This is a genomic window from Rhodovulum visakhapatnamense, from assembly GCF_004365965.1.
GTDB lineage: Bacteria > Pseudomonadota > Alphaproteobacteria > Rhodobacterales > Rhodobacteraceae > Rhodovulum > Rhodovulum visakhapatnamense.
In genome coordinates, this window is record NZ_SOEB01000029.1 from 14,145 (window position 1) to 31,205 (window position 17,061).

At 65.9% G+C, this 17,061-nt stretch carries 14 protein-coding genes and 3 pseudogenes; 4 read left to right on the plus strand and 13 right to left on the minus strand.

The features are described 5' to 3' along the window. Positions 1 to 36: 36 nt before the first annotated feature. Positions 37 to 1,200 (minus strand): isovaleryl-CoA dehydrogenase, encoded by a 1,164-nt coding sequence (locus EV657_RS18850; protein ID WP_134079335.1) that lies wholly within the window; start codon positions 1,198 to 1,200, stop codon positions 37 to 39. A gap of 136 nt (positions 1,201 to 1,336) precedes the next feature. On the opposite strand from EV657_RS18850, the gene EV657_RS18855 reads away from it, so the two are divergent. Then, positions 1,337 to 1,810 (plus strand): CreA family protein, encoded by a 474-nt coding sequence (locus tag EV657_RS18855; protein ID WP_081382076.1) that lies wholly within the window; start codon positions 1,337 to 1,339, stop codon positions 1,808 to 1,810. 228 nt (positions 1,811 to 2,038) lie between these two features. Here EV657_RS18855 and EV657_RS18860 read toward each other — a convergent pair whose 3' ends face one another. The 9 genes from EV657_RS18860 to puuE form a co-directional block, all read right to left on the minus strand. Then, complete coding sequence (locus tag EV657_RS18860; RefSeq protein WP_134079336.1) at positions 2,039 to 3,928, minus strand: hypothetical protein; 1,890 nt, start codon at positions 3,926 to 3,928, stop codon at positions 2,039 to 2,041. 302 nt (positions 3,929 to 4,230) lie between these two features. Further along, on the minus strand, positions 4,231 to 4,962 hold the full coding sequence (locus EV657_RS18865) for a proteasome-type protease (RefSeq protein ID WP_113668452.1): 732 nt from the start codon (positions 4,960 to 4,962) through the stop codon (positions 4,231 to 4,233). Positions 4,963 to 4,995: 33 nt separating this feature from the next. Beyond that, positions 4,996 to 5,793, minus strand: coding sequence for a transglutaminase family protein (locus EV657_RS18870; RefSeq protein ID WP_075785167.1), 798 nt, complete (start codon positions 5,791 to 5,793; stop codon positions 4,996 to 4,998). A 4-nt stretch (positions 5,794 to 5,797) separates the two neighbouring features. Next, positions 5,798 to 6,739: an alpha-E domain-containing protein gene (locus EV657_RS18875; protein WP_134079338.1), complete on the minus strand. Its 942-nt coding sequence runs from the start codon at positions 6,737 to 6,739 to the stop codon at positions 5,798 to 5,800. Positions 6,740 to 6,743: 4 nt separating this feature from the next. Continuing rightward, positions 6,744 to 8,168 carry a circularly permuted type 2 ATP-grasp protein gene (locus tag EV657_RS18880; RefSeq protein WP_134079339.1) on the minus strand — a complete coding sequence of 475 codons (1,425 nt, stop codon included), beginning with the start codon at positions 8,166 to 8,168 and terminating at the stop codon, positions 6,744 to 6,746. A 199-nt stretch (positions 8,169 to 8,367) separates the two neighbouring features. Next, a complete protein-coding gene (locus tag EV657_RS18885) occupies positions 8,368 to 9,804 on the minus strand; it encodes a nucleobase:cation symporter-2 family protein (RefSeq protein ID WP_134079341.1) in 1,437 nt (478 codons plus the stop codon). A gap of 30 nt (positions 9,805 to 9,834) precedes the next feature. Next, positions 9,835 to 10,320: an ureidoglycolate lyase gene (locus tag EV657_RS18890; RefSeq protein WP_075785163.1), complete on the minus strand. Its 486-nt coding sequence runs from the start codon at positions 10,318 to 10,320 to the stop codon at positions 9,835 to 9,837. Next, a complete protein-coding gene (locus EV657_RS18895; RefSeq protein WP_134079343.1) occupies positions 10,320 to 11,147 on the minus strand; it encodes a bifunctional allantoicase/(S)-ureidoglycine aminohydrolase in 828 nt (275 codons plus the stop codon). Before EV657_RS18895 ends, EV657_RS18890 begins: the two co-directional genes overlap by 1 nt. Next, entirely contained in the window at positions 11,144 to 12,562 is a 1,419-nt protein-coding gene (gene puuE / locus EV657_RS18900; RefSeq protein WP_134079344.1) for an allantoinase PuuE, read from the minus strand. Before puuE ends, EV657_RS18895 begins: the two co-directional genes overlap by 4 nt. 145 nt (positions 12,563 to 12,707) lie before the next feature. On the opposite strand from puuE, the gene uraH reads away from it, so the two are divergent. Then, positions 12,708 to 13,064 (plus strand): hydroxyisourate hydrolase, encoded by a 357-nt coding sequence (uraH, locus tag EV657_RS18905; RefSeq protein ID WP_075785160.1) that lies wholly within the window; start codon positions 12,708 to 12,710, stop codon positions 13,062 to 13,064. Here uraH and EV657_RS18910 read toward each other — a convergent pair. Continuing rightward, on the minus strand, positions 13,049 to 13,981 hold the full coding sequence (locus EV657_RS18910) for a LysR family transcriptional regulator (protein ID WP_134079346.1): 933 nt from the start codon (positions 13,979 to 13,981) through the stop codon (positions 13,049 to 13,051). The two genes, uraH and EV657_RS18910, sit on opposite strands and share 16 nt — an antisense overlap. Positions 13,982 to 14,081: 100 nt before the next feature. Here EV657_RS18910 and EV657_RS18915 point away from each other — a divergent pair, with 100 nt between their 5' ends. Together EV657_RS18915 and EV657_RS22800 are read left to right on the plus strand one after the other, a co-directional pair. Beyond that, entirely contained in the window at positions 14,082 to 15,320 is a 1,239-nt protein-coding gene (locus EV657_RS18915) for a urate hydroxylase PuuD (protein ID WP_134079347.1), read from the plus strand. Positions 15,321 to 15,448: 128 nt separating this feature from the next. Continuing rightward, a pseudogene (locus tag EV657_RS22800) lies at positions 15,449 to 15,721 on the plus strand (hypothetical protein); the annotation flags it as partial. A gap of 159 nt (positions 15,722 to 15,880) precedes the next feature. On the opposite strand, the pseudogene EV657_RS18925 reads toward EV657_RS22800, so the two are convergent. Both EV657_RS18925 and EV657_RS18930 read right to left on the minus strand, forming a co-directional pair. Beyond that, a pseudogene (locus EV657_RS18925) lies at positions 15,881 to 16,889 on the minus strand (IS5 family transposase). An 84-nt stretch (positions 16,890 to 16,973) separates the two neighbouring features. Beyond that, positions 16,974 to 17,061 (minus strand): annotated as a pseudogene (locus tag EV657_RS18930) (IS5/IS1182 family transposase); the annotation flags it as partial.

A 17,061-nucleotide genomic window follows, 5' to 3' on the forward strand; every position in this document is an offset into this window, starting at 1 on the left:
TGCGTCACCTTCTAAAGTTGAGTCTGTGACTCGCATTTAGTCCATCGCCTTCATCAATTCACGCCCCACCAGCATCCGCCGGATCTCGGATGTGCCTGCACCGATCTCCATCAGCTTGGCATCCCGGAACAGCCGCGCGACCGCGCTGTCGGCCAAAAACCCAGCGCCGCCCATGGCTTGCACGGCCTGATGCGCCTGTTTCATCGCCTCTTCCGAGGCATAAAGCACGCAGGCCGCCGCATCCTGCCGCGTCACCTGGCCGCGATCACAAGACCGTGCGACGGCGTAGACATAGGCCCGGGCCGAATTCATCGCCGTGTACATGTCGGCGATCTTGCCCTGCATCAGCTGAAAGCTGCCGATCGGCTGGCCGAACTGCTGGCGGTCGCGCAGATAGGGCATGATCTCGTCGAGACAGGCCGCCATGATGCCGGTGCCGATGCCCGCCAGGACCACGCGCTCGTAATCGAGCCCCGACATCAGCACCCGGACGCCCTTGCCCTCTTCGCCCAGCACGTTCTCGAAGGGCACTTCGACATCCTCGAAGATCAGCTCGGCCGTGTTCGAGCCGCGCATCCCGAGCTTGTCGAAATGGCGCGAGGTCGAGAACCCGCTCATGCTTTTTTCGACGATGAAGGCGGTGATGCCCTTGGGGCCGGCCTCGGGATCGGTCTTGGCATAGACGACCAGCGTGTCGGCATCCGGGCCGTTGGTGATCCAGTATTTCGTGCCGTTGAGGCTGTAATAGCCGTTCCGTTTCTCGGCCCGCAGCTTCATCGAGACCACATCCGACCCGGCGCCCGCTTCGGACATCGCCAGCGCGCCGACCTGCGCGCCCGAAATCAGCCCCGGCAGGTATTTGCGCTTTTGCGCATCGGTGCCGTTCAGCTTGATCTGGTTCACGCAGAGATTCGAATGGGCACCATAGCTCAGCGAGACGCTGGCCGAGGCGCGGGCGATTTCCTCGACCGCGATGGTATGGGCCAGATAGCTCATGCCGGCGCCGCCATACTCCTCGGGCACGGTGATCCCCAGCAGACCAAGGTCGCCCATCTCGCGCCAGAGCTCGGCCGGAAAGACGTTGTCGCGGTCGATCGCGGCGGCCATCGGCCGGACCCGCTCCTGTGCCCAGCGGTGCACCATGTCGCGCAGCGCGCGAGTCTCGTCGTCGAGATCGAAGTCCATTGTCGCGGTGAACATCGCCCGGGCTCCTCCTCCCCAGCTTATTGAACGCTTGTTCATTTCCTAGCATCGACAGGGGTGCGGCGTCAATCGCCGTGGCAATGGCCGCGCCGATGCCTACCTTTGAGCCGTAGTCAGAGATGAGGACCGTCCGATGACCCGCCCTGCCCTTCTTGCCCTGCTTGTCGCAGCCCTGCCCATCACTGCCCCGCTTGCCGCCCCGGCCGATGAGGTCGGACGCGTCGGGGTGGACTGGACCGGCAACGATATCGTGATCGAGGCGATCCAGGACCCCGAAGTGAAGGGCGTGACCTGCCATGTCGCCTATTTCTCGCGCTCGATGCTGGACAGGCTGAGCCAGGGCAACTGGTTCGAAGACCCGTCGAACGCCTCGATCGCCTGCCGCCAGACCGGACCGATCGAGATCGGCGATATCGACCGCAGCCCGGAGGGCGAGGAGGTGTTTCGCCAAGGCCGGTCGCTGGTTCTGAAATCCCTCCGGATCAAGCGGATCTTCGACGACGCGAACCAGACGCTGATCTATCTGGCCCATGCCCGCGAACTGACCCAGGGGTCGGCCAAGATGTCGATCTCGACCGTGCCGCTGTTCAATTCCGGCGCGAACTGACCGGGGCCCGGGCAGATATCTGGGGGGGGGCTGCGGCCAGGACGCGGCGCCGGGCGCCTGGACCGGGCGAACGCAGAACAGCGCGAGAGGGCCGCACGCTGCGCGCAGGCGGACAATCTGGGCCTGGACGGAAAGGCCCTGCTCGGGCAGGAACAGGCAGGGATGGCATTCGCCGCCATCCTCGCCACAGCCCGGCAGGGGCCTTCTGGTAAGGCCCCCGACCGCGATCTAGCGGTAAAGCGAGGCCATCAACCGTTCGGGCGCGTCGATCGGACCCTCGCCGGTCAGCATCTGCGCATAGGTCGGATTGCTCAAGAGGCTGGCCAGCGACACCGCGCGGCCATTGAGGAAGGCGGTCTGGCTGACCAGCCGTACGCCATGGCTGTAATCGGAATAATAGGCACCATGAACCGTGCTGAGCGGCTGGATCGGGCTTCCGTCGCGCTTGTGCCAGCCATAGATCGCCACGCGTCCGGGATGGCTGCGCAGGCGGTTGGTCAGGACCAGGTCCTTCTTCTGCCCGGCGGTCAGCTGGCCCTCGCGGCCCCCGGTTTGTCCTTCGACGGTCCGGTTATGCTGCAGGAAATAACCGGTCGAACTCATCTGCGCCCCGGCCGTCATCGGGCGGGGATCGAGCCGGAGCCCGGCCTGCGCATAGATCGCATCGACCATTCGCGTCGTCGGCAGCAGAAAGCCAAATCGGTCGGCGATCCGCGCCGCGGCGGGCAGGCCCATGGGAACACGAACGAAATCGGCATCGCTGCCCAGCGCCAGATAATCCGGCGTCACGCAGATCGTCACGTCGGCGCGGCCGCCGCCGGGCAGCGTGCCCGACACCTTGACCGGGGTCAGCTCACGCAGGAAATGCGGGATATTCCCGGCCAGCGCCTGCTGCACGATCAGCGAGTCCCGGTCGCCGCCATGCAGCCCGCCCATCCGCGAGCCGATCTCGCGCCCGTCGAGCGCGCCGCGCCCGCGGTTCGGGATGCCCCGGGCAAGCCGCATCGAACAGCCATTGGCACCGCGCGCGATGTCGGTATGGGCGAAGGGTTCGGCACGGGGCGCCGCGCTGCGGCGCTCTTCGGGTACGAGGGCGCCGCGCGCGAGCCGGGCCAGCGCCGCCGGACGGGTCTGGGGCCGCAGCGACGCCTTCAGCCCCTGTTCGGCAGGGGCGGCCGACGCAGCCTCAGGCACTGCCGCCTCTGCCGGTGCGGCCACAGGCGGGACAAAGGCGGCAGCGCGCTCGATCCCGGGGGCCGGAACGAGGCTCGCGCCAGAGGCCGCCACGGCCAGTGGGATTGGACGCGCCTGGGGACGAACGCTGTCGGCCGCGTCCGCCAGGATGACGGGACGGGCCAGGGGCCTTTGCGGATCCGTACCGCTCGCCTCCGGCAGAGCGGTTCCCGCAGTGTCGGCATCTGTCTCGGGACGCGCATGGGGACGCGGCGCGTTTTCCGCCGACAGGCTTGCGACCACATCGGTCGCGGCAGCCGGAGCCTCGGCGCTGGGACGCGGACGCGGACGCCGGGCATCGCCCCCCTCAGCCAGGGGGCGCGGATGCGGCCGAAGTTGTGCCAACTGGTCCTCCGGCGCGTCAGGCTGGGCGCCGGGCCTCGCCGGAGGCGCGACATCGGGGGGGCCCGCGTAAACATGAAGACCGTTCGGCAAGGCGGTTCCCCCGGCAGTCGCCGGATAGGCGGCCAGCATCAGCCGCGCGGCCTGCTGGCCCTGCGCGGCGCGGGCCTCGGCCACGGCATCGAGCCCATCCTCGGCAGGTCCCGTCACCCGGGACAGAGCTTCGGGCCGGGTGACCGGCGCCAGAGGCGCGGCGCGGGCGGCATCGGCCCCGGCCAGAAGGACCGAGCCCTCGACCGGCGTCGCATCGCGGCCCAAAGCCAGAGCCGCCTCGGGCGCCCGGCCTTGCGCGGGGGGCACTGCGGTCACGGCCAGAACCGAAACCAGCGCAGTGAGCGCGGCCCCTGCAACGGCCAGGACGGGGAACACGCGGATGCGCGCATGGGCGTCGGGCGCCAGACGCGAGAATGACAGGGCCACATCCGAAGCCGGTCGCTGGATCGACGGTTCGGTCTTGCCCTTCTGGGTGTGATCGGGGGTCATGGCGATTCCCTAGCCGCAGTCTGGTTCACCGACAAGCTGGCCCATTGACCTTGAAACAGGGTAAACGGCTTCCACGGCAAAAAACCGCCAAGACGGCTGGCCACCGGCCCCATGACCGGCAGAAACGCGCTTGTTTCCGTGGGAATTCCCGGATCGGCAGCCCCCCGCCGACAGACGCCGATACGGACGGGACGATTTACCAGGCCGCAACCGGGCCAAGCTGCCGCCCGGTTCGGGGCCCGAAATTGCCTCTTCGCAGCCCTTGTTGCCCCGTCCAGACCGGGGCGCCGCCCGAACGGACCTCAGAACTCGAAATCGGGCAAGCTGTCGAGGGCCGCTTTCAGTTCCTCGCCCCAGCCGGTCGAGATCTGCTCGAAATAGGGGTCGTTGGCACGGATGCGGATGCGGCGGCCCAGTTGCAGGCTGTCGGCCTCGTAGACTTGCAGATCGAAGGGCATGCCGACCGAAAGATTGGCCTTGAGGGTGGAATCGAAGCTGACCAGCATCAGCTTGACCGCCTTCTCGAAGCTCATCGCCGGGTCATAGGCACGCACCAGGATCGGGCGGCCGTATTTGGTTTCGCCGATCTGGAAGAAGGGCGTGTCCTCGCCGGCCTCGATGAAATTGCCTTCGGGATAGATCAGGAACAGCCGCGGCGCGCCGCCCTTGATCTGGCCGCCAAGGATCAGCGTCGCGTTGAAGGCGGCATCGGCGCGCTGGCCGACATCGGCATGGGCCGCGATCACGTCCTTCAGGGTCCGCGCCACCAGCCGCGCCGCCTGAAACATCGAAGGCACCTCGAAAAGCGACGGGTCGCGCTCGCCATGCGCCTTGGTGCGTTCGTCGAGGATCGAGACCACCGACTGCGTGGTGGCCAGATTGCCCGCCGTCATCAGCACCAGCGCGCGGTCGCCGGGCTTTTCCCAGGTGAACATCTTGCGGAAGGTCGAGATGTTGTCGACGCCGGCATTGGTGCGGGTGTCCGACATCATCACCAGCCCGCGCTCGAGCATCAAGCCCACACAATAGGTCATCGCCGTCCCAGCCCCTGCACCGGCGCGCCAGCGCTATTGCTGGGCCACCTCGATCTCGACCGACAGCGCCTCTCCGGTGCCGCCCATGCGCGATCCGGTCACCGGCGCGGCCTCGGCATAGTCGAGGCCGGTCGCGACGCGGACATAGCGCTCGTCCGGCGACATCTCGTTCGACACGTCGAACCCGACCCAGCCCAGGCCTTCGACATGTGCCTCGGCCCAGGCATGACTCGCTTCGTGCTGAACGCGGTCGCCGGTCATCAGATAGCCCGAGACATAGCGGGCGGGAAAGCCCATCTCGCGGGCGCAGGCCACAAAGACATGCGCGTGATCCTGACACACCCCCTTGCCCGCGGTGACAGCATCCTCGGCGGTCCAGTCCGGACGCGACACCCCGATCTCGTAGCCCACAGCGCCATGCACCATCCGCAAAAGCGCGTGCAGACGGTCCAGATCGCCCTCGCCCTTGACCTCGCGCACCAGCGCCCGACAGCCCTGTCCGGCCCGGGTGCGGGGCGTCGCGCGGCGGAAAAGCCACAGCGGCGAGGGCCCGCGATGCGGTCCGATCACGCCCGAGCTATCCAGCACCTCGACCTCGCCCTCGCAGCGCACGACCAGCTCGGTCACGTCCTTCTCGAAGCTGATCAGCTCGACCGTATTGCGGTGATGATCCTCGAAGCTCAGCTCCTTGACGCCGCCCTCGACGGTAGTCTTCCAGGCGATCACCCGCTGTTCGGGACCGTTCTTGGGGGTCTTGCGCAACTGCTGGAGCCCGTAGATCACCGGGTCGTCGAAGGCGTAGCGCGTTGTATGCCGGATCTTCAGGCGCATCGGATCACTCGTAGAATCTGTAGTCTTTCTCGATCTGCTGGCCCAGCTCGTTCAACGAGCCCAGCACGTCCTGCAGAAATTCATGCAGACCGTAATCGAAGATGGCGTCGATGTCGTGGGCGGTAAAGCGCTGTTTCAGCGCCTCGGCCAGCTCGTGCGAGCGGTGCCGGTCGCCATAATCGAGCGCGAGGTATTCGAGGTTGTCGCGGATCTTGGTGACCGAGAATTCGAGGCTCCGCGGCATCTTGCGGTCGAGCACCAGGAACTGGGCGATATCGCGCGGGCTGGCCTGGCTGCCATGCACCATCCGGTAGCCGCCCCGCGCCGACACCGCGCGCAGGATCGTTTCCCACTGCACGTTGTCGATCGAGGACCCCACCGAATAGACCGAGGGCAGCAGCACGTAATACTTGACGTCCAGAATGCGCGCGATGTTGTCGGCGCGTTCGAGGAAGGTGCCGATCCGCGCAAAGTTGAAGATGTCGTTTCGCAGCAGCGTGCCCTGGGTCGTGCCCCGGACCAGCGCGGTGCGCTCCTTGATCAGGTCGATCACGGCCGGAAGGTCGCGTTCGTTCACGCGCCGGGACAGTGCGTCCTTCAACGCCATGTAGCAGCCGTTCATCGCCTCCCAGACATCGTGGGTCAGCGCGGTCCTGACCACACGGGCATTCTGGCGGGCCGAGGAAATCGCCGACAGAACCGAAGACGGGTTCTCCTTGGCGCGCAGCATCCAGTCGATGGCGGCTTCCTTGGTCACGGTCTCGTGGTGACGCTTGTAGGCCTTGGCCACGCCCGCGGTCTTCATCACCGAGACCCATTCGTCATCGGGGCTGTCAAGCCGGGTCAGCGCGATGCGCTGGCCGGTCTCGACCAGCCGCGAGATATTCTCGGCCCGCTCGATGTAGCGGTACATCCAGAAAAGCCCGTTTGCGGTCTTGCCCAGCATCGCGTCAGTCCTCGAGCACCCAGGTGTCCTTGGTGCCCCCGCCCTGCGACGAGTTCACCACGAGCGAGCCCTTCTTCAGCGCCACCCGCGTCAGCCCGCCCGGGGTAATCTTGATGCCCGCAGGGCTGACCAGTACGAAGGGGCGCAGGTCGACATGGCGCGGCGCCAGCCCCTTCTGGGTGAAGATCGGCACCGTCGACAGCGACAGCGTCGGCTGGGCGATGTAATTGCCGGGCCTGGCCTTCAGCTTGTCGCGAAAGGCCGCGATCTCCTTCCTGGTCGAGGTCGGGCCGATCAGCATGCCGTAGCCGCCCGAGCCATGCACCTCCTTCACGACGAGGTCGTGCAGGTTGTCCAGCACATAGGCCAAAGCCTCCGGTTCGGAACAGCGCCAGGTCGGCACGTTTTCCAGGATCGCCTTCTCGCCGGTGTAGAATTCGACGATATCGGGCATGTAGCTGTAGATCGCCTTGTCATCGGCGATGCCGGTGCCGGGCGCATTGGCGATGGTGATCCGGCCGGCGCGATAGACATCCATGATGCCCGGAATACCCAGGGCACTTTCGGGGTTGAAGTTCAGCGGATCGAGGAAGTCGTCGTCGACCCGGCGATACAGCACGTCGATCGGCCGGTAGCCTTCGGTCGTCCGCATCGCGACCTTGCCGCCGACGATCCTGAGATCCTGCCCCTCGACCAGTTCGACCCCCATCTGGTCGGCCAGGAAGGCATGTTCGAAATAGGCCGAGTTGTAGATGCCGGGGGTGAGAACCGCGATGGTCGGTTTCTCGTCCACATCGGCGGGCGCACAGGCCGCCAGCGACCGGCGCAGGTCCAGCGGATAGGTCTGCACCGGCTGGACACGGTTCCGCGAAAACAGCTCGGGGAACATCTGCAGCATGGTTTCGCGGTTTTCCAGCATGTAGCTGACGCCGCTGGGCGTACGGGCATTGTCCTCGAGCACGTAGAATTCGTTGTCGTCGGTGCGCACCAGGTCGATGCCCACGATATGGGTATAGACGCCGCCCGGCGGCTTGACCCCGATCATCTGAGGCAGGAAGGCGTCGTTGCGCGAGACCATCTCCTGGGGGATGCGCCCTGCCTTCACGATCTCCTGCCGGTGGTAGATGTCATAGAGAAAGGCGTTGATCGCCTGCACCCGCTGCTCGATGCCCCGCGACAGCTTCTGCCATTCGCGCCCCGAAATGATCCGCGGGATGATGTCGAAGGGGATCAGACGCTCTTCGGCCTCGGCCCGCCCGTAGACGTTGAAGGTGATGCCGGTCAGCCGGAACACCTCTTCGGCCTCGCGCTGCTTGGCACGCAACCGGGCGATATCCTCGCCCTCGAACCACTCGTGAAACCGCTCGTAGGGGGGGCGCAGAACCTGTTCGCGGCCCCACATCTCGTCGAAGGTCTGGCTCTCGTTCATGGCCTCACGCTATTTCCGCCCCGTGGCAGCGGCAATGGTTTCCCATCATCGAACGCGCAACAGAAATGCGGATGCCCAAAATTTACGCAACAACCTGAGCCGATTTTCCCGGCCTTCAAGGACATAGCCGGGAAAATCGGGTTGTAAAAGGTGGAACAGGACACCCTCAGGGTGCCCCTGCCCCGGTTCGAGGATCGCGTCAATCGCGCCCGAGGCTGCCCAGACCGTGACCCGAAAGCCCGCCCGACACTTCCTCGGTGGCCTCGGAGGCCAGTTCCTCGGGCAGGATCAGGTTCAAAAGAATGGCGATCAGCGCGGCCGGCAGCAGCCCGCTCGTCATCAGGATCTGGACCGACTCGGGCAGGTATTGCACCGCCTTCGGTTCCAGTTGCAGGCCCAGCCCGACCGACAGCGCGATGGCGAAAATCACCATGTTGCGGCGGTTCCAGTTCACGTCCGACAGCATCGAGATACCGGCGGCCACGACCATGCCGAACATGACGATCACCCCGCCGCCCAGCACCTCGATCGGAATCGTCGAGATCACCGCCCCGACCTTGGGCACCAGCCCGCAGAGGATCAGGAAGATCGCACCGATGGTCACCACGTGACGGCTCATGACGCCGGTCATCGCGATCAGCCCCACATTCTGGCTGAACGACGTGTTCGGCAGCGCCCCGAAGGCCCCCGCGATGGCGGTGCCCAGACCGTCGGCATAGGTGGCACCCGCGATCTCGCGGTCGGTCGCCTCGCGGCCCGCGCCCCCCTTGGTGATGCCCGAGACATCGCCCACGGTCTCGACCGCCGAGACGAAGGCCATGAGACAGAAGCCGACCACCGCCGCGATGCTGAAATCGAACCCGTATTTGAAGGGCAGCGGCACTTCCAGAACGGCGGCGCGGTCCCAGCTGGTCTCGATCCCGCCAATGGTCACCATGCCGGTGGCCAGAGCGAAGAGATACCCGGCAACGATCCCGACCGCGACGGCCGACACCGACAGCAGCCCGCGCGCGAAGAACTTCAGCCCCAGCGTGACGAAGATCACGACGAGCGCCGCCGACCAGTTCAGCAGGCTGCCATATTCGGGCGTGTCCATGGCCGGGACACCGCCCGCCGCATACTGGATGCCGACCTTGACCAGCGCGAGCCCGATCATTGTCACCACAAGCCCGGTGACCAGCGGCGGCAGGGCAAAGCGGATCTTGCCGATCACCGTGCCAAGCATCGCGTGGAAGAGCCCGCCGAGAAAGACCCCGGTGAACAGCATCGGCAGCGCCTCGACCCCCCTGCCCGCAACCAGCGGGATCATGATCGGGATGAAGGCGAAACTGGTGCCCTGCACGATCGGCAGCCGCGCGCCCACCGGGCCGAAGCCGATGGTCTGGAAAAGCGTCGCGATACCGGCGAACAGCATCGACATCTGGATCATGTATTTCATGTCCGGAAAGCCCTGCGCCCCCGCCTCGGACCCGAAGCCGAAGCCCGCCGCGCCCGCGACGATGATCGCGGGCGTCACGTTCGAGACGAACATTGCCAGCACGTGCTGGATGCCCAGCGGCACCGCCTTGTGAAGCGCAGGTGTATAGTTCGGGTCGCGCAGCTGCTCTGGCGTCCCGATCGAGCTGTCTACAGCCATCGTTTCATTCTCCCTGTTGGTCTTTTTCGCCTAGCCCTCCGGGGCCAGCGTGACGGTCACCGGCTCGGGCAGCCGGACTTCTTCCAGATTGGGACCCGGCCCGATGCGGTCGACGACCGCGAACAGCCCGGACCCGGAAATCGGGCACAACACCCCGTGCCAGACATTCCGGCCGATATTGACCCCTTGCCCCGCCCCGGCAACGAAGGCCCGGGGCGCACCCGGCCGCCCGCCCGCATCTGGCGCAACAATGACCAGAAATTCGGCATTCCGCATGGGAATAAAGCATTGCGAGCCCAGCGGATGCCGTTCCAGCAAGCCGCAGTCATAGGGAAGGCTGCGGATTTCGGCGTTGAAAAGGCTGATGCCAGGCGCCCCATCGACGATGTCGAGCGTCGCAAGATCGGAATACCGGCGGCAGAACCCTTCGTTGATGGTCTTGAACTCGCCGCCCAGCTCGACGACCTCGCCGAAGGGCGCAAAGTCCTCGGCGGTGATCGGTATCGCCGTCAGCATCACAAGGCGCCCAGCGTCAGGGCAGGATGCCGGTTGACGTCCTTGTAAAGAAGATAGCGGAACCGGCCGGACCCGCCCGCATAACAGGCCTGCGGGCAGAAGGCGCGCAGCCACATGAAATCGCCCGCCTCGACCTCGACCCAGTCGCGGTTCAGCTTGTAGACCGCCTTGCCTTCCAGCACGTACAGCCCGTGCTCCATCACATGGGTTTCCTCGAAGGGGATCAGCCCGCCCGGCTCGAAACTGACGATGTTCACATGCATGTCGTGGCGCAGATCGTTCGGGTCGACAAACCGCGTCGTCGCCCAGCGCCCCTCGGTCCCCGCCATCGCCACCGGCGCGATATCGGCCTCGCTGACAAAGAAGGCCTCCGGCCGGTCGATGCCTTCGACCGCGGCATACCGCTTGCGCACCCAGTGAAAGCACGCGGGCGCCTCGCCCGGGTTCAGCACCGTCCAGTCCGACCCCGGCGGCAGATAGGCATAGCCCCCCGCCGTCATCAGATGCGGCAGCCCGTCGAGCCTGAGATCAAGCGCGCCCTCGGTGACGAAGATCACCCCTTCGGCGCCCGGATCGGGCTCGGGCCGGTCCGACCCGCCGCCGGGCCCCACCTCCATCACATATTGCGCGAAGGTTTCGGCAAAGCCCGTCAGCGGCCGCGCGATGATCCAGGCACGGGTGCCCCTCCAGTGCGGCAGATTGCTGGTCACGATGTCCCGCATCACGCCCTTCGGGATCACCGCATAGGCTTCGGTGAAGACGGCGCGGCCGGTATGCAGAGCGTCCTGCCCGGGATGGCCGCCCAGGGTCGAGAAATATCCGGTCATTGCGGCAGCATCTCCTTCAGGCGCAGCAGCGCGATCCGTTCCACCTGGGCGCAGGCTTCGGCAAATTCGGCCTCGGCAGAGTTTTCCAGCCGCCGCTCGAACGCCGCGAGAATGCCCGCCTTGTCATGGTCGCGCACGGCGATGATGAAGGGGAAGCCGAAGCGGTCTGTATAGCGGCGGTTCAGGTCCTCGAACCGCGCCCGCTCGGTATCGCTCAGCGCATCGAGCCCGGCCGAGGCCTGTTCGGCGCTCGACGCCTCGGTCAGCCGTTTCGCCTGGGCGAGCTTGCCCGCAAGATCCGGGTGCGCCTTGACCACCGCCAGCCGCTTTTCGGCATCGGCCGACCGGAAGACCCGGGCCAGTGCATTGTGCAGCCCCACCGCGCTGTCATGGGCCGGGCCAAGCTCCAGCCCGAACGCTCCTTCCGCGATCCAGGGCGAATGCTCGAAAACGCCGCCGAACCGCGCGACGAAGGTCTCGCGGTCCATGTCCGTGGGCCTCTCCCACTCCACCGGCGGGTTGACCCGGGCCCAGTGCTCGGCGATGTCGAGCCGCCGCGCGACCCAGACCCCGTCGAAGCCCGAGATGTAATCGAGGAACCGCTTCAGCGCCGCAAGCCGGCCGGGACGCCCCGCCAGACGGCAATGCAGCCCCACCGACATCATCTTGGGCACGCCTTCCACCCCCTCGGCGTAAAGCGTATCGAAGCTGTCGCGCAGATAGGCATAGAACTCGTCGCCGGACCCGTAGCCCGCCGCCACCGAAAACCGCATGTCGTTGGCATCGAGCGTGTAGGGGATCACCAGCTGATGCCGGTCGCCCACCTTCTTCCAGTAGGGCAGATCGTCGTCATAGGTGTCCGAGACATAGGCAAACCCGCCCTCCGCGGCCGCCAGCTGCACGGTCTGCGCCGAACAGCGCCCGGTGTACCAGCCGCGCGGCCGCGCGCCGGTGACCTCTTCGTGCAGCCGGATCGCCTCAAGCATATGGGCGCGTTCGTCGGCCTCGGCATAGTCCTTGTATTCGATCCATTTCAGGCCGTGGCTGGCAATCTCCCAGCCCGCGTCCTGCATTGCGGCGACCTGTTCGGGGCCGCGCGCCAGAGCGGTCGCAACCCCGTAGACCGTGACCGGCATGTTCCGCGCGGTGAACAGCCGGTGCAGCCGCCAGAATCCGGCCCGGGCGCCATATTCGTACATCGTCTCGATGTTCCAGTGGCGCTGGCCCGGCCAGGGCACCGCGCCCACGACCTCGGACAGGAAGGCTTCGGAGGCCGCATCGCCATGCAGGATGCAGTTCTCGCCGCCTTCCTCGTAGTTGATGACGAATTGCACGGCGATCTTGGCGCCGTTCGGCCAATGCGGATGGGGCGGCGTCGCGCCATGGCCCCGGAGGTCGCGCGGATAGCGGGTCAAGGTGTCCTCCTTCGGAATACTTTCGCATAAACCAGGATGAACATGCCGTCTTTCAAGAATTGCCTGAAAGTCTTTCGGGGTCTTCCGTAGTTCCGGCCTTTCAGGCCATAAGCGATCTATCGGCCCGAAGCAGCGCGAGGACAAGATGCCCGGATACCTGACCACCCATGTTCTGGACACCGCCACCGGCGCGCCCGCCGCAGGATTGAGGATCACCCTCTACCGCGTCTCGGGCAATTCGCACCGCAAGATCGCCGAGGTGGAAACCAATGCCGACGGCCGAACCGACGCCCCGATCCTGCCGCCCGGCGCCTTCAAGACCGGCACCTATGAACTGGTCTTCTTCGCGGGCGACTATCTGAAACGCGCGGGCCTTGCGGGGGGCGAGGTGCTTTTCCTCGACCAGATCCCGATCCGCTTCGGCATGGACGACCCGGAGGCGCATTACCATGTGCCCCTGCTGCTGTCGCCCTATGGCTATTCGACCTATCGCGGCAGCTGATAGATCCGGTCGCGGGCACGCAGCGCCGTCTTGATCCGCCCGGCCATGAACTCGATGAACAACCGGCTTTTCGGGTCCTGGTTGCGCTTGTGCGGAAAGAGGCAAGCGAGCCGCGCATCGGGCGGCGGGGTCTCCTGGCAGACCGGAAGCAGCGCGCCCGAGGCCAGATGCTCGGCCACGTCGAAGACCGGCTTCAGCACCACGCCCCGCCCGTCCAGCGCCCAGGCGGTCAGCACGTCGCCATCATCGCAGGCATAGGGCCCCTTGACGTTGAAGGCCTGCGGTCCCTCGGGCGTCTGCAATGTCCAGCGAAACTCGCGCGAGCCGGGAAAGCGCAGCAACAGGCAGTCATGGCCCTGCCCGATCAGGTCGGCCCCGCTGCGCGGCATCCCCCGCCGCGCGATATAGGTGGGTGCTGCGCACAGCACCCGCGGGCAATCGCCAAGCGACCGGACCTTCAGCCCCGAATCCGGCAGATCGCCCAGCAGAAACCCCGCATCGAGCCCCTCGCCCGCCAGATCGACCCGCCGGTCCGACAGCCTCAGCCGCACATGAATGTCCGGATACCGGTCCTGGAACAGCACCACATTGGGCGCGATCAGCCGCCGCCCCACCCCAAGCGGCGCCGACACGTATAACGAGCCGCGCGGGTGATGGGTGATCTCCTGCACCGCGGCCTCGGCCTCCTCCAACGCCTCGAGCACCTGCACCGCCTTGGGATAGTAGATCCGTCCCTGTTCGGTCGGCTGGATCGAGCGCGTGGTCCGGGTGAAAAGACGAATACCCAGATGCCGTTCCAGATCCGCGATCCGCGACGAGGCGACCGCCGCCGAAACCTGCAGATCGCGCGCGGCCGCCGACATGTTGCCCAATTCGTAGACACGAACGAACATGCGGATATTGTTGATGCCGGCCACGCTCTATTCTTCGGGATTTATTGAAACTGCTCGGGATAATCGGGAATTATCAGAAAGCCGGTCCCGCGTATAGCCTGCGGCCAACTCAGGGAGAACACCCATGTTCGACATCGCGCTGGTCTGGGACTGGCTTGAATTCGCCGTACGCTGGCTGCACGTCATCGCCGGTATCGCCTGGATCGGATCGTCCTTCTACTTCATCGCGCTCGATCTGGGGCTGACGAAGGACCGCCCCCTGCCCGAAGGCGTTCTGGGCGAGGAATGGCAGGTTCATGGCGGCGGTTTCTACCATATCCAGAAATACACGGTCGCGCCCGCGCACATGCCCGAGCATCTGACCTGGTTCAAATGGGAGGCCTACTGGACCTTCCTGTCCGGGCTGATGCTGCTGGCGCTGGTCTACTGGATGGGGGCGGATCTTTACCTGATCGACTATGACAAGATCCAGTGGGCGCCCTGGCAGGCCATCGCGCTGTCGGCTGGCTCGCTGACCATCGGCTGGATCTGCTACGACCTGCTCTGCCGCAGCCCGCTGGGCGGGCGGCCCACGACACTGATGCTGATCCTCTTCGCGATCATCGTGGCGATGGCCTGGGGCTACACCCAGATCTTCACCGGACGGGCGGCCCTGCTGCATCTGGGCGCCTTCACCGGCACGATCATGGTGGCCAACGTCTTTCTGGTGATCATGCCGAACCAGCGCGTGGTGGTGGCCGATCTCAAGGCCGGCCGCACGCCCGATCCGAAACACGGCAAGATCGCCAAGCTGCGCTCGACCCATAACAACTACCTGACGCTTCCGGTCCTCTTCCTGATGCTGTCGACTCATTACCCGCTGGCCTTCGCAAGCCCCTATAACTGGCTGATCGCAAGCCTTGTCTTCCTGATGGGCGTCACGATCCGGCATTTCTTCAACACCATGCATGCCCGGAAGGGCCGCCCCTGGTGGACCTGGGGCGCGACGGCCGCGATCTTCCTGGTCATCGTCGCGCTGTCTCTGGCCCCGACGCAGAACGCGGTCCAAGCCCCCGAGACCGCCGCCCTGCCCGCACCGCTGGACCGCGTCGCGGCCGCCGAGGGCTTCGACGAGGTGCGCGACATCGTCGAAAGCCGCTGTTCGATGTGCCACAGCGCCGAGCCGCTCTGGCCCGGGCTCGGCCAGGCGCCGAAGGGCGTACGGCTCGACAGCCCTGGCGGGATCGCGCTCCATGCCCGGGACATCTACCGGCATGCGGGGCTCAGCCGGGCGATGCCGCCCGGCAACGTGATGATGATGGCGGCCGAGGAACGGGCCCGGATCGTCGCCTGGTACCAGGGGATCGACCGGGCGGCCCGCTGACGCGACCGGTGCTGCGCAGGCTGTCTGTGCTTCAGGATTGCGGACCGCATAAGGACGGGCGGACCGGCCGGGAGAACCTGGTCCAGGTGTTCGATCCCTGGGTTTGATGGTGTGGTCCCTTCGAAGGAATGGAGGGATGCGCTACGGGGCAAGTTCGTCACGGAAACGCCGCGACCACGTACGCGGTCAGAGCAGCGATACAGCGATCGCAAGCGTCGCTCGCGACGCTGAGCCGGGACCTGCGGAGCGGGGAGGATCGGAAAACGATCCGGTGAATCGTTTTCCCGACGACCCCCGAGACGGTAGCGAAGTGGCGCAAACATCAGACGGTCGATGATCGCAAGACCGGCCCTAAGAAGCCACGTTCGATGGTTCCGTCTGAGGCCGAGGAGGCGGCCATCGCCGAGCAGCCCCGGAACCGGAATACCGCGTCTTCACGGCCGATGCGCTTTGAGGTGCCCCTGGATTTGTGGACGCTTTGCTCCCTGACTTTGAGGCAAGGAGGCGGCGGTGTTGCAGAACTCGCGCCTGAGGCATGACTGCCCCATACCCCACTGACGTCATGCGACGCGGACGATCTCGGCTGTTGCGAGGGCGTTGAAGCGGTTCATAAATGAGCCATGCCGCGCCATTGGTCCGAGCGACAATGGCGAATGATGCGGATCTGGATTTCGGCGGTCTGGCGATCGGGGTCTCTCGCGGCGATGCGCTCTCCGAAGGACTTGAGCTCGAGCCGGTTCAGCGCCACCGGTTCGAGCGAACCGGCGAGGGCATCTTGGTCTCGGCGCGGCTGCGGACGTGGTATCCCGTCCACCGTTTCCAGAGCGCCCGGCCGTAGTGACGCGTTACGCGCAGGGTTTCGTTGCGGGCCCGAGCAGCCGGGCTGTCCTCCTTCCACGGTCTGCCATTCTTGCGGATCGGGATGATGGCCGTGCCGCCCCGTGCGATGATGGCGCCGCGGCAGCGGCGGGTATCGTAGGCCCCGTCTGCGGTAACGGTGCCGATGGCTTCGTCGTCCGGGATCTGGCCAAGGAGGTCCGGCAGGACAAGGCTATCGCCTTCTCGACTGGGCGTGAACTCGACCGCGCGGATGTCGGATGTGGCGGTGTCCATGGCCAGATGGACCTTGCGCCATTGGCGCCGTCCCTGAACACCATGCTTCCGGACCTGCCATTCCCCGTCGCCAGGGAACTTGATGCCCGTGCTGTCCACCAGCAGGTTCAGCGGTCCGCCGGCTCGGCGATACGGGATCTGAACCGTCAGGGTCTTTTGCCTGCGACACAGCGTGGAGTAGTCCGGAACAGGCCAGTCGAGCCCCGCCAAGCGTAGCAGGCTCGCCACCACCCCGGCGGCCTGCCGCAGCGGCCACTTGAACAACACCTTAATCGACAAGCAAAACTGGATCGCCGCGTCTGAGAAGACCGGCGGGCGCCCAGGGCAGCCCTCATGCGGCGCGGACCAGGCCATCTCCATATCCAGCCAGATCAGCAACGCCCCCCGATTGCGCAGGGCTGCGTTGTAGGCGGACCAGTTCGTTGTGCGGTAGCGGGCGGGCTCGGGCTTGCTCATGCCACCCGTCTAACCGCCTGGATTCGTCATGTGAATCCTTCGCGGCCAGAGTTCTGCAACAACGCCAGGGACTGAACACCTAGGTCATGTTGACAAATGGCGGACCCAGAGACGGATCGACGTGATGTCAATGAAGCCGAGGAAGCTCTCAGCGGTCTTGTCGTAGCGGGTC

What these genes read in the sequence shown, in the direction of transcription:
- uraH (WP_075785160.1), top strand. Translation starts at nt 12,708, where the DNA reads ATGCCCGGATACCTGACCACCCATGTTCTGGACACCGCCACCGGCGCG.
- EV657_RS18870 (WP_075785167.1), bottom strand. Translation starts at nt 5,793, where the DNA reads ATGCGCCTGAAGATCCGGCATACAACGCGCTACGCCTTCGACGACCCG.
- EV657_RS18855 (WP_081382076.1), top strand. Translation starts at nt 1,337, where the DNA reads ATGACCCGCCCTGCCCTTCTTGCCCTGCTTGTCGCAGCCCTGCCCATC.
- EV657_RS18915 (WP_134079347.1), top strand. Translation starts at nt 14,082, where the DNA reads ATGTTCGACATCGCGCTGGTCTGGGACTGGCTTGAATTCGCCGTACGC.
- EV657_RS18880 (WP_134079339.1), bottom strand. Translation starts at nt 8,168, where the DNA reads ATGAACGAGAGCCAGACCTTCGACGAGATGTGGGGCCGCGAACAGGTT.
- EV657_RS18865 (WP_113668452.1), bottom strand. Translation starts at nt 4,962, where the DNA reads ATGACCTATTGTGTGGGCTTGATGCTCGAGCGCGGGCTGGTGATGATG.
- EV657_RS18875 (WP_134079338.1), bottom strand. Translation starts at nt 6,739, where the DNA reads ATGCTGGGCAAGACCGCAAACGGGCTTTTCTGGATGTACCGCTACATC.
- EV657_RS18860 (WP_134079336.1), bottom strand. Translation starts at nt 3,928, where the DNA reads ATGACCCCCGATCACACCCAGAAGGGCAAGACCGAACCGTCGATCCAG.
- EV657_RS18885 (WP_134079341.1), bottom strand. Translation starts at nt 9,804, where the DNA reads ATGGCTGTAGACAGCTCGATCGGGACGCCAGAGCAGCTGCGCGACCCG.
- EV657_RS18890 (WP_075785163.1), bottom strand. Translation starts at nt 10,320, where the DNA reads ATGCTGACGGCGATACCGATCACCGCCGAGGACTTTGCGCCCTTCGGC.
- EV657_RS18850 (WP_134079335.1), bottom strand. Translation starts at nt 1,200, where the DNA reads ATGTTCACCGCGACAATGGACTTCGATCTCGACGACGAGACTCGCGCG.
- EV657_RS18895 (WP_134079343.1), bottom strand. Translation starts at nt 11,147, where the DNA reads ATGACCGGATATTTCTCGACCCTGGGCGGCCATCCCGGGCAGGACGCT.